General features: G+C 45.9%; 10 protein-coding genes. 3 read left to right on the top strand and 7 right to left on the bottom strand.

Going from position 1 to position 14,453, the window contains the following annotated elements; genetic code table 11:
- Positions 1-219: 219 nt before the first annotated feature.
- The 4 genes from FS818_RS01795 to FS818_RS01780 form a co-directional block, all read right to left on the bottom strand.
- Positions 220-3,480, bottom strand: coding sequence for an endo-1,4-beta-xylanase (locus FS818_RS01795; protein WP_145329053.1), 3,261 nt, complete (start codon positions 3,478-3,480; stop codon positions 220-222).
- A gap of 368 nt (positions 3,481-3,848) precedes the next feature.
- Positions 3,849-4,880 carry a LacI family DNA-binding transcriptional regulator gene (locus FS818_RS01790; protein ID WP_145329052.1) on the bottom strand — a complete coding sequence of 344 codons (1,032 nt, stop codon included), beginning with the start codon at positions 4,878-4,880 and terminating at the stop codon, positions 3,849-3,851.
- Positions 4,881-5,021: 141 nt separating this feature from the next.
- Complete coding sequence (locus tag FS818_RS01785; protein WP_145329050.1) at positions 5,022-6,017, bottom strand: globin-coupled sensor protein; 996 nt, start codon at positions 6,015-6,017, stop codon at positions 5,022-5,024.
- Positions 6,018-6,257: 240 nt separating this feature from the next.
- Positions 6,258-8,153, bottom strand: a complete 1,896-nt coding sequence (locus FS818_RS01780; RefSeq protein ID WP_145329048.1) for a PrkA family serine protein kinase — start codon at positions 8,151-8,153, stop codon at positions 6,258-6,260.
- 361 nt (positions 8,154-8,514) lie between these two features.
- Between FS818_RS01780 and FS818_RS01775 the strand changes: the two genes are divergently transcribed.
- Positions 8,515-9,387, top strand: a complete 873-nt coding sequence (locus FS818_RS01775; RefSeq protein ID WP_145329046.1) for a DUF2161 domain-containing phosphodiesterase — start codon at positions 8,515-8,517, stop codon at positions 9,385-9,387.
- An 85-nt stretch (positions 9,388-9,472) separates the two neighbouring features.
- Here the strand turns inward: FS818_RS01775 and FS818_RS01770 are convergent, their stop codons facing one another.
- The 3 genes from FS818_RS01770 to FS818_RS01760 all read right to left on the bottom strand — a co-directional run bounded on the left by FS818_RS01770 (position 9,473) and on the right by FS818_RS01760 (position 12,348).
- The gene (locus tag FS818_RS01770; protein ID WP_397351705.1) at positions 9,473-10,165 is read right to left on the bottom strand and encodes an FMN-dependent NADH-azoreductase; all 693 of its coding nucleotides are present in this window, start codon (positions 10,163-10,165) and stop codon (positions 9,473-9,475) included.
- 123 nt (positions 10,166-10,288) lie between these two features.
- The gene (locus FS818_RS01765) at positions 10,289-11,512 is read right to left on the bottom strand and encodes an aminotransferase-like domain-containing protein (RefSeq protein WP_145329044.1); all 1,224 of its coding nucleotides are present in this window, start codon (positions 11,510-11,512) and stop codon (positions 10,289-10,291) included.
- A 179-nt stretch (positions 11,513-11,691) separates the two neighbouring features.
- A complete protein-coding gene (locus FS818_RS01760; RefSeq protein ID WP_145329042.1) occupies positions 11,692-12,348 on the bottom strand; it encodes a response regulator transcription factor in 657 nt (218 codons plus the stop codon).
- Positions 12,349-12,779: 431 nt separating this feature from the next.
- Here FS818_RS01760 and FS818_RS01755 point away from each other — a divergent pair, with 431 nt between their 5' ends.
- The gene (locus tag FS818_RS01755; RefSeq protein ID WP_145329040.1) at positions 12,780-13,190 is read left to right on the top strand and encodes a metallophosphoesterase family protein; all 411 of its coding nucleotides are present in this window, start codon (positions 12,780-12,782) and stop codon (positions 13,188-13,190) included.
- Positions 13,187-14,251 carry a phosphodiester glycosidase family protein gene (locus FS818_RS01750; RefSeq protein ID WP_145329038.1) on the top strand — a complete coding sequence of 355 codons (1,065 nt, stop codon included), beginning with the start codon at positions 13,187-13,189 and terminating at the stop codon, positions 14,249-14,251. The genes FS818_RS01755 and FS818_RS01750 overlap by 4 nt, the downstream gene beginning before the upstream one ends.
- The last annotated feature ends 202 nt before the right edge of the window (positions 14,252-14,453 follow it).

The raw sequence follows: 14,453 nt of genomic DNA, 5'->3' as shown, positions 1-14,453 counted from the left end.
GATGACAGGCACTCCCTCCGTAGCATTTGACTTTGCGACTAGCGACTTAGTCATAAACCGATTGGCATACAATGAAACCCGCTAATGATGAATGTTTATAGTCTAAACGTCCCAGCCCTGAAAATCAACACTTATTTCCAGAAGCACAGCGCATTTCACCCTAGTCACATATTTGTTACACTTCATTAAACAGTTTAATCGAAAGCCTGGTCAGTAACTCTACTTCTTCACCAATAGCAGACTACCGAATCCGGACGTATCGCGGTACGAATTGCCTGAAGGATCACTCCACATGAAAACACTGCTACGTTTTCCATCTCCAGCACCGTCATCATTCACCTGCAGATCGAACCCGATCCATTTACTTTGCTTAGGGTTAACATTCTCCAGCGGAATAGCTGCCTCTACCACATACCCTTCCTTCGTCAGACGTGTGCTTGATTTAAACAACTCTTTACGGGCATTCCCCCCGAACGAAGTTTCATTATCGAAATTAACCCGATACTGTGCATCATCGTCTTCATAACTGCTCGTTTGATTTTTATTCAGATCAATGAATAGCTCGATGGAATCCTGTTCATGTGCATTAGCACTTTTTTTACTGAGCAAAGGATCTTTGACATCAGCAAGTACGTAGAGATACTTTTCATCCCACAGCAACTTCGCCTTGGCTTTAGCACCGCCATTTCCGGCAACCTTAACATCCGTTGTGATGGTCACTGCTTTTTTCCACAGCTTATCTTCCTTACCGTCTACAACAGGAGTTCCATTTGAAACTTTGACTTGTTTTAATGCAGGACCTAACTTAAGCTTGCCCCGACTTTCCTTTTTCTGCGGTTGCTGATTATTCGTATCGTTCCAGACAATAACGGAAGTTTTATTGTTAGGCTGCTTATCTGTAATGCGGAAATCCAGAGATAGTACCTTACCTTCGGCTAGATCAGCTGCGGAGAACGGTAGTGATGCATAAACAATATATCCCGATTTATTCTCCTGCACTTGGTACAGCTTCTGATCTTTGCCTTTGCCGCCATCCCGATTGAAAATGTATTGCCCATCCTTCGGTGTCGTGTTTTTCTTGCTCGTTGCCAAATCTTCCGGGCTGACAAACACCTCTACTTGATCGCCTTTTTGACGTGTAGCGTCTTTGACATCAATGCGCAGGTTCAGTTTTTTTCCATCCCATAATGTCTTCACTTGACCTGTAGTACCTGCTGTGCCTTCGATGACATGTGAAACCGGCTTGGCCTGAACAGCTCCCCAGAGAATATCCTCCTGCCCTTTACGGTCAGGCAAGGATACTTTGGATTGCGCGGCTGTCCACTCATTACGATATACAGGCAAGGATGCCGGGTCAACTAACGCCCAATAAGCCGGTTTAGCTTTCAGCTTACGGTCAAACAGCAAAGGTGCATCCTTTCTGCCTTTGACCGGGAAATCATCCAGCCATGTGCCGTCATCGGCAAGCCCCCATAACGTCACACTGTCCATGACACCACGATCATCAAACTCTTTGAACAGGTCAAACAACGCACGGTAACGGTAAGCCTGCTCCAGCATCATCTCATCCGTTACCGGTTTTTCCTGCTCCGAGTTCCCTGAATAGATCGACATGTCCAGCTCTGTCACTTGAATATGAACCCCTAGAGCAACAGCGCGGTTGAACGCTTCACGAATCTGCTTTAGATCCGGTCCATACATCGACACATGCATTTGAAAACCGATAGCATCGATCGGTGTTCCTTTAGCCAGCAATTTCTCCACAAGTTTAACCATGTCGTTCATTTTGCTGACACTACCTTCAATACCATAATCATTGATTACCAGTACCGCGTCAGGATCAGCCTCGCGCGCATAACGGAAAGCCAGTTCAATGTAATCACTGTCATCTCCGTCGCCGTCTACGTCGCCGATGATATCCCGCCATTTCGAATTGCTCGCCTGATCACGCAGACCGCCGCCGTCGGAGATGACTTCATTGACAACATCCCACGTATGCACTTTGCCCTTGTAACGGCTCACAATCGTTTGAATATGTGTTTTCATACGTTTCAGAAGTTGCTCACGTGTAGCTGGCTTGGATGGATCATTTGGATCGGTAAAGAACCAATTCGGCACTTGACTGTGCCAGAGCAACGTATGACCTCTGACCTCCATATTGTTCGCTGCAGCAAAGTTAACCAGACGATCTGCTTCGGACCAGACAAAATTGCCCTCCGTCGGCTGCATGGCATCCATTTTCATGAAGTTGCCTGCAGTAATACTTTTAAAATGTTTCTTAAGCAGATCCGAGTGCGGATCTTGTGGGTTTAGAGCCGTTTGGTCAATCGCTGCACCAAGCGCATAAGATGTACCCAGTGTTTTTCCCAAATCAGGGATATCCTTCTCAATTGCAATCGCTTCCGTCGCTGTAATCTGAACATCATCAATGTAGAACGGAATTGTGTCTGTCTCCGTCACTTCAGAAGACTGCTTCCACGGTGTCTCGGCGTACATCCGCAATCCGCTTACACCTGTGCTTTCTGCCGGCACGATGATATCCGCTTCAATCTTCTTCCACTGGCCTTTATTCAGCGTGGTGGAAGCAAAGGTCGCATATTCCAGCTTAGCTGCGTCACCATTAAATTCCTTCTCCAATGAGCCGTTGATTACCTGTGTTGCAGGCCCTTCATCATACATCGCCCAGAAGGACACATGAACCGTGCTTCCTTTTTGCAGGTAAGGCAACACCTCTACCAACGGTCCATGATAAGTTTCCGTTCGGGAGGAGGTTTTCAAACTGCGGTTACTATTGTGTCCGATGCCGCTGACTACCTCCAGCTTTTCAGTGCCACGAGCTTTCCAGTTTCCGATATTACCGTCTTCAAAGTCCGCTTTAAACAAGGCTTTGCCCGGTTCTCCTGGTTCACCCGGAATCTCTGGAGCAGGTTTAACAAGTCGGATCTGGAACTCGTCTAACAAATAAGCCGCTGTTGCATCCGTGCTCTCCAGATACAATTGCAGGCCACTACCTTGTTCATAACTATACTGTCCTTGCAGCTTCACCCATTTCTGATCGGTTACTTGCTCGGCTGCGTTAACCTGATCATATTGCGCATCCCCGTTGCCATCGCGGCGTTCCACGGTGAATTTCAGATTAGCCGGTGCTGAACCTGCAACCAGTTTTACGTAACCAGATATTTCAACGACAGCATTCTTGTCCACCACATCCGACAATGACAACGAAGGTCCATTCCAGGCCTCTGTACGACCTGTTGTTTTCAGAGAACGTGTACCTTGGTAAGCCTGATCTCCAGTCACGCCAACCGTCACTCCACCCCGGGCTGTCCAGCCTTGGGTCGTGCCATCCTCGAACGAATGAGACAACAAAATGTCGCCTGCATTTGCTGCGCTTGCCTTCTGTTCTCCTGCTCCGATGCCTGGCAATAAACTAAAAATCAGCGCTGCTGCCAAGCATAACCTCAACCATTTTCCCCGCACGTCAATTCCTCCTTGTGAATTTCGTCATCCATCCTGTAACGCGGTCAAACATCGGGCATTTCACAACACACTTCTGCATGCATGGATTTCCTCTGCTGGTCTGTTAACTGGCAACATATTACGTCGCACGGATGGAATCAGGAACTTCAATGCACGGTTCTTAACCTCCTCAAGTGAGCCTGATTGCGCCCTTGGGAACCTGCTTTACTTTTAAGTAAGCGGTTACATTATCAAATTTATGTCATCATGCCTTTTACTGTACATATGGAAATTTAGTGTCCACCCCCCTCTTTTTATACTTATGATCGCCGTCTGTGTCTTTCACGCTGTAGTAATAACGTATTATTCGGTACCAAAAAAAGCACAGCCTATGGCTGTGCGGGTAGTTCCGGATACACTTCATTTACTGGCGCTGTCGTCTGACGAACAATTAAATTCGATGGTTCCGTCACGACAGGAGGTGTATAGGTTGGATTTTCAATCATCGCAATCAGATATTCAATCGCTCGAATACCTATGGTGTAGATATTCTGATTCACCGTTGTTAAACCCGGCTTAAACACCTCAGCATAATACGTATTGTCGAATCCGACCACTGAAATATCCTCCGGCACACTGAAACCATGTTTCTCAATCTCATGAATCGCACCAAAAGCAGACATATCCGAGGCACAGATAATACCTGTAGGTTGTTCCCTAAGAGCCAGCAAACGCCGAGCTGCCTTGGCACCGCCATCAAATGAATAGTCACAGACTTCCAGATAGATCGTCGCATAAGGAACACCACATAAACGAAGCCCTTCCTTGTACCCGTCTAAACGAAGGTTAGCAACAGCAGGTCCCAGCGTACCTGAAATGTAGGCAATCTTACGATGCCCTAGTTCATACAGATGCTTCACTGCCATAGCAACACCATTTACATTGTCTGTCGTAATGTAACCTGCACGTTTGCCAAACAGATCGGTATCAATGAACATCGTTGGAATCTCTGCTGAAACCAGTTCCTGAATACTTTTGTTTTCCCGGCCTTCCCCGAAAACAACAACACCATCCACATTTCGGCTGCGGCAATGCTTGATGAAAGAATATGTAGGGTCATCAAATCGTGTTGATAATCGAACAAGATCATAACCGCTATTTTCCAAGGCTGTTTTGATCCCTTCAAGTAACTCCGATACAAACGGATTCGTAAACGGAACGGTAAGCAGTACCCCCACTGTCCATGAACGGCGTTTAACCAGTCCACGAGCAACCACATTCGGTTGATATTTTAATAGCTCGATGGCTATATTTACTTTTTTACGTGTTTTTTCGCTAACGTCCGGATAGTCGTTCAATACTTTGGAAACGGTTGCAACAGATACTCCCGCTTCTTTGGCTACATCATGGATAGAAGCCATCTAATCACCTCGACCTCTTTTTAAATCGCCTGTCTCCGGCTATATGATCTATAACACCCGCAGGTTTGTCTACCCATTATAGCTTATTAGAGCGAGAAACGGTATCGAAGGTTCTAAGCATATCCGGGGTTCACATTACGTCTACAGTTTTCTCAAATCCGTGGCAAGCCTCTCCATCGCTGTCGCAAAAACGGCAAGTTCGGATGAACGCGAAGCCTGACTCTGCGCCCCGCTTGATGTACGATCAGACTCTTTTTGCACTCTTTCTAAAATCTCCATAATCTGATCCAGATTGGATTGGATTTTGCTTTGCGCATCTCTAGAGCTTGCCGCCAGCTTGCGCACTTCACTTGCGACCACTTCGAATCCGCGTCCGAACTCTCCGGCATGTGCCGCTTCGATTGCAGCGTTCAAGCCGACAAGGTGACTTTGATCGGAAATTTCCCGAATCAGTTCACCCATTTTTTCGATCTGCTGCATCTCTTCGGTTAATTCCTTCAAGAGCACATTGGCCTGATCTTGAGACACGACGGTTTCCTTCGCTACAGCGGAGATGGACAATGCATTTTCATTTAATTCCGTAATCATACCGGTAAGCTCCTGCGTAATTTGAGTAATCGCTTGAAGTGTATCATCCTGATCTGCAGCGAGCTGGTGGAGCTGCTCTTTTTCTTTTTTTTCATAAGCTTCCAGAACGAGCTGTGAATCGAGATTGAACATTTTGCTCAGTGCATGGATGACATAGTGCCAGGAATCCGGAATGAGTTGCTGAAATATGGTTGTGGCAATATCCAGGTAAGCCATGTAGGCACCCAGATAGTAGTTGCTCGTGAGTCCAATCCGTGAATGCACCAATCCAATGGTGATCCGCTGTTCAATATATGCATCATCCACGATGCCGTCTGTCATGGATAACCAATACATCCGCTGCGTTTCCTTCAATCGTTCAATATTGGAAAATCGGGCAATCAGCTCCGTTAATTCTGGGTACTTCCCCACATGTTTGTAGAAATGATCCACCACATCTTCAACAACTTTTTCGAAGACAGGCCGATGATCGGCAAGTAGTTTCAAATCCTGGGCTGTTACCCCTACATAATCCAGTTGTTTTTGCCTTTCTGCCGAAATGCTGCTCATATCCGATCGGATCAACTCCTTATCCACTTTTCAACCAATAATTAAAACAATTTTAATTGATTATAGACTAAACTACCTAAACACACATATACCCTAAGAACTATTTAATGTGGGATTAATTATATTTATTTGTCAAATATTGTTTTTAACTGGTTCATTTTAATATAAAAAGGCCCTGAATCTGTTGCGAAGGAGCCTCACAACAAATCTTCAGGACCTAATTCGGAATGGTGCTGCAGGTTAACGGTTAAGCAAACTTCCCACGTATCTTAACAATTCATTGGCACTTGCAGCTGTATATCCATGCTCTTCGATAAGACGTTTGATGACTTCATTCATGCGCTTCAATTGAGTGGCATCCGGTGTTTTCGTAGACGTCGTAATCTTGACGATGTCCTTGAGATCAGCAAACAGCTTTTTCTCAATGGCTTCCCTTAGACGATCGTGGCTACTGTATTCAAACTTTCGTTCCTTACGGGAGTATGCCGAGATCCGAATCAGAATCTCTTCCCTGAACGCTTTCTTCGCATTCTCGGAGATACCAATCTGCTCCTCAATGGAACGCATCAGCCGCTCATCCGGGTCCATCTCCTCATCTGTTAGCGGATCACGGATTTTAGACCAGTTGCAGAACGCTTCAATGTTATCCAGATAATTCTCAAACAACGTTTTGGCTGACTCTTCGAACGAATATACAAATGCTTTCTGCACTTCCTTCTTCGCAAGTTCATCATACTCTTTACGTGCCAGCGCGATAAAGTTCAAATACCGCTCGCGTTCTTCCTTAGTGATCGAAGCATGCTGATCCAGCCCATCCTTAATCGCACGCAGGATATCCAGCGCGTTAATGCACTGAAGGTTTTGCTTAATCAAAGCGCTGGATATCCGGTTAATGACGTACCGCGGATCGATACCGGACATGCCCTCGTCCAAATATTCATTTTGCATTTCTCGAAGATCGGCTTCTTTATACCCTTCAACCTCTTCGCCGTCGTACATCCGCATTTTTTTCACCAGATCCATGCCTTGTTTTTTCGTTTCCTTTAATCGTGTAAGTATGGAAAAGATCGCCGCTGTACGTAGCGCATGCGGAGCAATGTGCACATGTTTCATATCACTTTGCTGAATCAGCTTGGCGTAAATTTTCTCTTCTTCCGACACCTTCAGGTTATACGGAATCGGCATTACAATCATCCGTGACTGTAAAGCCTCGTTTTTCTTGTTTGAGATAAAAGACTTATACTCCGATTCGTTTGTGTGTGCGACAATCATTTCATCTGCACTGATGAGCGCAAACCGTCCTGCTTTGAAGTTGCCCTCCTGTGTCAGGGATAACAGATTCCACAGAAATTTTTCGTCACATTTCAGCATCTCCTGGAACTCCATCAAACCGCGGTTGGCCTTATTTAACTCCCCGTCGAAACGATACGCCCGTGGATCCGATTCCGATCCAAATTCGGTAATGGTGGAGAAATCTATACTGCCTGTAAGGTCAGCAATGTCCTGGGATTTCGGATCTGATGGACTGAATGTACCAATACCCACCCGATTATCTTCTGAGATAATGACACGTTCTACCCGAACTTTACTGATGTCCCCTCCATACTCGGTACGAAGTCTCATCTGGCAGGAAGGGCACAGGTTGCCTTCAATGCGCACTCCGATCTCTTTCTCCACATCAGGCCGAAGCTCCAGCGGAATAAGATGCAGCGGCTCCTCATGCATCGGGCATCCCTCAATCGCATACACTGCCCCTTTTTCTGTACGCGAAAATTGCTCCAATCCCCGTTTCAGAAGTGTCACCAGGGTAGATTTACCTCCGCTGACCGGTCCCATTAGAAGCAAGATCCGTTTGCGTACATCCAAACGACGTGCTGCCGAATGGAAATACTCCTCCACCAGTTTTTCAATGGAACGATCCAGTCCGAAAATCTCCTGCTCGAAAAATTTGTACCGTTTGTGTCCCCCCACCTCTTCTACCCCAAACGATTCAATCATCTGATACACTCGTGCGTGAGCCGTCATTGCCGGAGTCGGGTCCTCTCTCAGCAGCGCAATATAATCTTCAAATGTTCCGTTCCATGACAAACGGTCACTCTCTGCCCGATATTCCGCAACGCGTTCAAAAATATTCATGCTTGGTACCTCCCATGGCTCCTTTAGTGTGATTGTCAACCATTCCGAATGGTATGAAGAAATCAATAGAGTTGCAGCTCCTGCTTGAATACCCTTCTGCGGTCCGGCTTAGTCCCGCTACCCTTGTTACAATGGTCTTGTATGGATGTGAAAAGTGTATTACATACCTATGCGGCAACTTGGATAAGTTGACCTCTTTTTTTCAAACCTTGACCCTGAATTTTACGCATATGCTGTTCTATCAGACATCTTGTGGCCTCAGAAAAAAAAGCATGAATATGCTATAATGAAGGTTCTAATGAAGGAAACCGGACAACGCAAGCGAAGGCAGGCAAAGAACTTCGGGAGAGGAGCGGAGAGCATGGCTGTACAATATGAAACAGAGCTGTATTCCCCTGTCAAAACTTTTTTTGAACAGCGCGGCTTCAATATCAAGGCAGAGGTTAAGCACTGCGACCTCGTCGGCATCAAGGCTAATGAGACGGATCCCCTTATTGTGGAGATGAAAAAAACGTTTAACCTGTCTTTGCTACTGCAAGGCATGCAACGCCTAAAACTCAGCCCGCTCGTATATCTGGCTGTGGAGCGAAACCGAAGTAAACGCGGAGCGGTGAATCAGCGCTGGAGCGAGCTATCAGCACTGTGCAGTCAGCTCGGTCTGGGGCTATTGACGGTCACCTTTTACAAAACCAAAGCGCCTCTGATTGACGTATTATGCGAACCCTCTGTCATATCCGGTGCTGGTAGATCAATCCCGGTAGCCCGTAAGACCGGGATACGGCGCCAGCGTCTGTTGAAGGAATTTGATGAACGAAGCGGAGACTATAATACCGGGGGGAGTACAGGCCGAAAGCTCATGACGGCTTATCGGGAAAAGGCCATCCGTGTCGCCGCTGCGCTGAGGTCCAGTGGTGAATCTTCTCCTGCGGTACTTGCCCGTCAGACAGGTGTAGGCACAGCATCAGCCATCCTACAGAAAAACTATTACGGCTGGTTTGAACGTGTGTCCCGCGGAAAATATATGCTCACCATCAAGGGGATGGAGGCATTAACCGAACATGCACTTATGATGCAAGATCAGGAACTGACGGCCGGGGAGGCAGACACATGGACTGATTATGATCTAATCAAGACAATCCATGTGAACTCCACTGAATCCAAGGATGTGGCGCAGGAAGATCTTGTCCAGGTTGCCGAAGTCGCTGAACGTTATCTCCTTGATCCAGCCAAATAGCCAGGAAGCTCTCGCTCGCCAAAAACATAAAAAAACGCCCGTTATCTCCTTCCGGAGAGACGGGCGTTTTCCATATTGAAACGGATTAGAAGCTTGCTGCAACTTCTTTAGCCAATTTCAAGCCAGCTTCCACGATCTCTTGGGAACGATCAGGAGAAGCATTGTGACCTTCTACAACGACAACCTCAGGGTTTTGGATGCCCCAGAAGCCAAGTACGTTCGTTACATAACGAACGGACATTTCAGCAGATGCCATAGGCTCTACGGAATATACGCTACCACGTGCGTTAAGCAATGCTACTTTTTTGTCGCCTACAAGACCTACTGGGCCTTCAGCAGTGTATTTAAACATTTTGCCTGCTTGGCTCAGGTAAGAGATGTAGTTAACCAACGGTGCTGGAACAGTGAAGTTCCACAGTGGGAATGCAAATACCACTTTATCAGCTGCCAGGAATTGATCTTGCAATTGTGCAGCCAGTGTTGCTGCTTTTTGCTCTTCTGGAGTTGCTTCGATACCGTTAGCTGCTTTGTAACCACCAGTGATTACAGTGTTGCCGTAGTAAGGAAGATCTGTATTGTAGAGGTCCAGCTCAGTGATGGTATCACCTGGGTGGGACTCTTTGTATGCGCTCAGGAATGCATCGTACAATTGAACACTAACTGCTTGATCCGCAGGGCGGTCATTAGCTTTAATAAAAAGAACGTTAGACATGTTAAAATTTCCCCCAATGATTAAAATGTATGAGTGTGTACCCCGGACTCGCAACCGTTGTTGCATCGTAATTAAGAAGTCGACCACTCATTAATTCATATTATATATAAAAATGTTAGTGGATGCAATAAGGTAATCTAGATGATTTGTAAACTAATCTGAAATTCTCTGGATGAAATCGCTCTACCTTTAGCTACGGGCGGTAAATTCTGAGATGGCTTCGTTAATTAAATTCATGCCAAGCAACAATTCATCCCGGCCGGGACGGCTGAAGTTTAACCGAATATATTGTTGATCAAGTGTTCCTGTGGAGCATAACGTTCCGGGCAGAAAAGATACGCCCTTTGATAAAGCTGCCTTAAGCAGCGCCTCGCTGTTCAGTCCTTCCGGCAACTGTACCCATAAATACATTCCACCCTGAGGAATATTATAGCTACATCCTTTCCAGCCAGGTCTCTTCAACAACTCAAGCATCAATTTAAGTCTTGTTTTATATTCCCTGTTCAGCATGGATAGGTGATCGCTCCATCGAAAAGGCGACTGAGCCAGCAACTGGTACAGTAGCCGCTGATTCATTGGACTGGATTGTCCATCCGCTATTCGTTTGACGGAGGCCATGGCCTGAATCAGTGATGGATGTCCCGCAGCCCACCCTGTGCGGAGTGCAGGTGCAACTGTTTTGCTGAAGGACCCGATGTAGAGGACATGTCCACCTTGATCTGCAGTGTCCAATGCGAAGAGTGAAGGATATCTGCGATAGAAGGTAGCCGGCTCCAAACCGTCAAAATGCAACTCACCATAGGAATCATCCTCAACAAGCAACACGCCGTAACGCGCGCACAGATCAAGAACAGCTTCTCGTCGTTCCAAGCTCCACAAGATTCCCGTGGGATTGGAAAAGCTGGGTGCAGCAAAAAGCAGCTTCGGCCTCACCTGCTGCATGTGCTGTTCCAATAAATCTGGTAAAATGCCATCCTGATCTCCCATAACAGGTACAATTGTGGCTCCTTGCATTTCGAGTACTTCAAGACAACCAGGAGAAGTCGGATGTTCAACAAGTACGGAGTCTCCCGGCTCCAGTAACAGACGCATCACGAGATCGATTGCCTGTTGGGTGCCTGTAGTCAGCAAAATCTGACTGGAGACCGTCCGGATACCCTTGCGCTTATTCCAATCATTATTCAACCATTCTCTTAATGGAGCATAACCACCTGGCTCACCATACTGCAATGCAGAAGGTCCTGAACTAAATACGGACAACGCCGCTTCCTCCAAAAGTTTAAAAGGAAACAGTTCCTCCGCGGGCAATTCTTCAGCGAGAGAAATGAAATACTCCTTGCCAGACATCTCACGTATATCCCTCAGTGGTGAAGACAAAAGCCTGTTGGTACGGGAAGCAAAGAAATATTTCATGATAGATCCCCCTTCATCCCTAATCCGAAACTGTTCTCGCAGCCGCCCTACAACCTATTCCGACTGGGTACCAAATATAACTGAACGAATACCTGAATTATCGAATGAAGTGAGGCATTCTGACTTTGACCTCTAGGACCAATTTTATTTTGACCTATTAGGACCAGCGGAGACAATATTTAAGACACTGTCTTGGATTGCCTTGCATACAAGGCATAACGTTCGATGGCCTGTGCTCTGCTGCTCACTTCCAGCTTCACATAGATTTTACGCAAGTAATTGTCTATCGAGCGCCTACTCACATTGATCTCACTCGCTATTTTATCATAGGTTACCCCTTGAACAATTCTTTCCATAATAAAAGTTTCTGTCTCGGTTAGTTCAATTATACCTTCTTCAGACTGTGAATCGGCGGGTTGGCCCCAATCCTCACTGTTTAACCAAGACATTGGTATTGAAACGTAGCCTTCCCTTAGTCCGGAGATCAGATGAATCAATTGGCTTGGCGAAGCCTGTTTGGATAACATGCCGCTTGCACCAAGGCTCATCAGGTAACGAAACAACTTTACGTTATCTTCATCTGTCAGAATAATAATATGTGTCTCATTCGATAGCCCTTTGATTTGAGCGATGTACTGATCCGCCTGCCCTTCTGGCAGACGATAATCCATGAGAATCAAATCAGGCTTGTGCATGCTCACCAGTTCAAGACCCTCCGTTCCGGTCGAAGTCATACCACGTACCGTCAGATCCTGCTGCTCTTCCAAGATTAACTTTGTTCCCAGCATGCTGGTGGGGTGGATATCTATGATGACCACCTGCCATACTTTTTTCATTGTGGTTCCCCCTGTTATGTATTGGGCAATTGACTTCTGTTTTCCATCTAAATCCTTTATGCGACAGTCCGAGTATAGATGAAGCTAAAGTCGGATTATGTCGAATAAAAGGAAAATACAGGATTCAGCGCTCAAAAACTCTGTTTTCTGACTGTATTCTACTGTAGAAAAGGCAAGATGGGCCCCATTCCATACATGAAATGATCAAAACCTAGTATAAAATTCCTGCATTTCTATCTAAAAAAGTCGAAAAACCTGCCCAAAGTTCCTACTTATTGCATCTATAAGAAATTGTATCCTAGGACTTCCTTCCGATGCAATCTCTTTTTGATCTATTATTTAAAGAATTTCATTTTTGCGTAATCAATAGCAGCATGGTAGAATGAGGATTGGAATTTTTTAATCTAATATATCGAACCAGGAGTGATGTTATGAAACTATCCGACCCGTCTTCTGACATCCATCACACCCGGAGCGCCAAAGGCAAGATCAGATCATCCGTTAAATGGTTTCTGGTCATGTGGATTGTTCTCATTGCAGTAGGAGTCACTGGAACCTACTATTATAGTAACCACCTCCAGCAACAGATGATCAACCAGCTTCAGGTCCATACCGAGCATCAGATTGACGCTTTGAAAAACGATTATGAAAAGCAACTAACAACGATCTCTTCAGAAGTTGCAGCATTGCAAGGACAGGTTCAGTCCTTCAATGAACTGCTGACGTTCACCAAGGACAATGCAAGCAACAAAACAGACAACAGCAACAAATTGTATACGCAATTGAGCGAAGTGAAGAAACAACTGGAAGCTCTCCAGAAAAAGATGGACTTGCTCAAATGATTACACCCGCGAAACAGGTTAATCGTTTTTTTATGCTTGCACTCGCTCCTTTTATAGGATTGATCATATGTTTGTTGCTATTTCGTCCTGAATTAGAAGTAGGATCTATCATTCCTACAAGCTTGCCAGAAGATCAGGTAACCTCTCAGACCCAAACAATCAGAAAGGAACTTGCGGGAGCAAAAGAGGCTGCTGTGCAAACTTCTTCTTCTATTAAAAGAACGACCCTGCTTTACAATAAAACGACCAGTACGATGTCTACCATTGTACAAAAGGCTAAAGTTCAAGCCGCCCGTCCGGAAACCATCTACAATAAGCGTATTACGTCCAAACTTGGCGTTCCTTTCGATCGTGTAGACAGTGATCGGATCACCATTGAACTGTATCGGGTAAATCCAGGCACATACAAGGGATATGCCATGAAGATCAAGCTGAAAGATCCGAACGCGATGAAGATGGCCTTAAATAGTGAGTTAGGGCGATCAGAAACGACAATGCAGGCCGTGAAACGGAGCGGAGCGATTGCCGGGATTAATGCTGGCGGATTTGCTGATAGCGGCGGCAAGCGCTACCCCCTCAGCACTACCGTCATGGATGGGAAGTATATCAACGGTTTTCAGGCTAGCTTCAAAGACCTGTTCTTTGTCGGGCTAAACGATGCTGGTAAACTGGTGGGAGGGAAGTTTTTCGATAAAAGCTCCCTGGATCGCCTACACCCGCAATTTGGAGCGACATTTGTACCCATCCTTATGAAAAATGGACAGAAAACGATTATTCCAGACAAATGGAAGGTGTCGCCGAAGCGTGCTCCACGAACCGTCATTGGTAACTACAAAGATGATCAATTACTGATTATGGTTGTCGATGGTTATAACGAGAGCGGGAGCTCAGGTGCCACCCTCGAAGAGATGCAAGGCCGATTGCTTAAGCTTGGCGTAGTAGACGCTTATAATCTCGACGGCGGTGGTTCCTCATCGCTAATTCTGAATAACCGGGTTATCAATAACCCTTCGGATGGCAATCTGAGACCTGTGCCTACCCACTTTTTATTTTACAAATGATGGGACAGGGCATTCCTTTTCTAACGAATATGGTTATAATAGAAGTAAATGAGCTTGTGCAGGAGGTGCGAAGTGTATGTCGTTTTCACTGACATTCTGGATTATTGCAGTTGTATTAACGCTATTCATCACAGGCATCCTCACTTCATCCTACAACCAAGACAAAACAAAAGGCCTGTAATTGTAAGGCAAGCCTCTCTTC

The sequence above is a fragment of the Paenibacillus xylanexedens genome (assembly GCF_007680605.1).
GTDB classification, from domain to species: Bacteria; Bacillota; Bacilli; order Paenibacillales; family Paenibacillaceae; genus Paenibacillus; species Paenibacillus xylanexedens_B.
The sequence above is the reverse complement of the archived record's forward strand: the minus strand, read 5'-3'. Positions and strand labels throughout refer to the sequence as shown.

Bases quoted from the DNA above. Each gene is read 5' to 3' on its own strand.
- FS818_RS01790 (WP_145329052.1), bottom strand. From the start codon at position 4,880: ATGGCTTCTATCCATGATGTAGCCAAAGAAGCGGGAGTATCTGTTGCA.
- FS818_RS01785 (WP_145329050.1), bottom strand. From the start codon at position 6,017: ATGAGCAGCATTTCGGCAGAAAGGCAAAAACAACTGGATTATGTAGGG.
- FS818_RS01780 (WP_145329048.1), bottom strand. From the start codon at position 8,153: ATGAATATTTTTGAACGCGTTGCGGAATATCGGGCAGAGAGTGACCGT.
- FS818_RS01775 (WP_145329046.1), top strand. From the start codon at position 8,515: ATGGCTGTACAATATGAAACAGAGCTGTATTCCCCTGTCAAAACTTTT.
- FS818_RS01770 (WP_397351705.1), bottom strand. From the start codon at position 10,165: ATGCAACAACGGTTGCGAGTCCGGGGTACACACTCATACATTTTAATC.
- FS818_RS01765 (WP_145329044.1), bottom strand. From the start codon at position 11,512: ATGAAATATTTCTTTGCTTCCCGTACCAACAGGCTTTTGTCTTCACCA.
- FS818_RS01760 (WP_145329042.1), bottom strand. From the start codon at position 12,348: ATGAAAAAAGTATGGCAGGTGGTCATCATAGATATCCACCCCACCAGC.
- FS818_RS01755 (WP_145329040.1), top strand. From the start codon at position 12,780: ATGAAACTATCCGACCCGTCTTCTGACATCCATCACACCCGGAGCGCC.
- FS818_RS01750 (WP_145329038.1), top strand. From the start codon at position 13,187: ATGATTACACCCGCGAAACAGGTTAATCGTTTTTTTATGCTTGCACTC.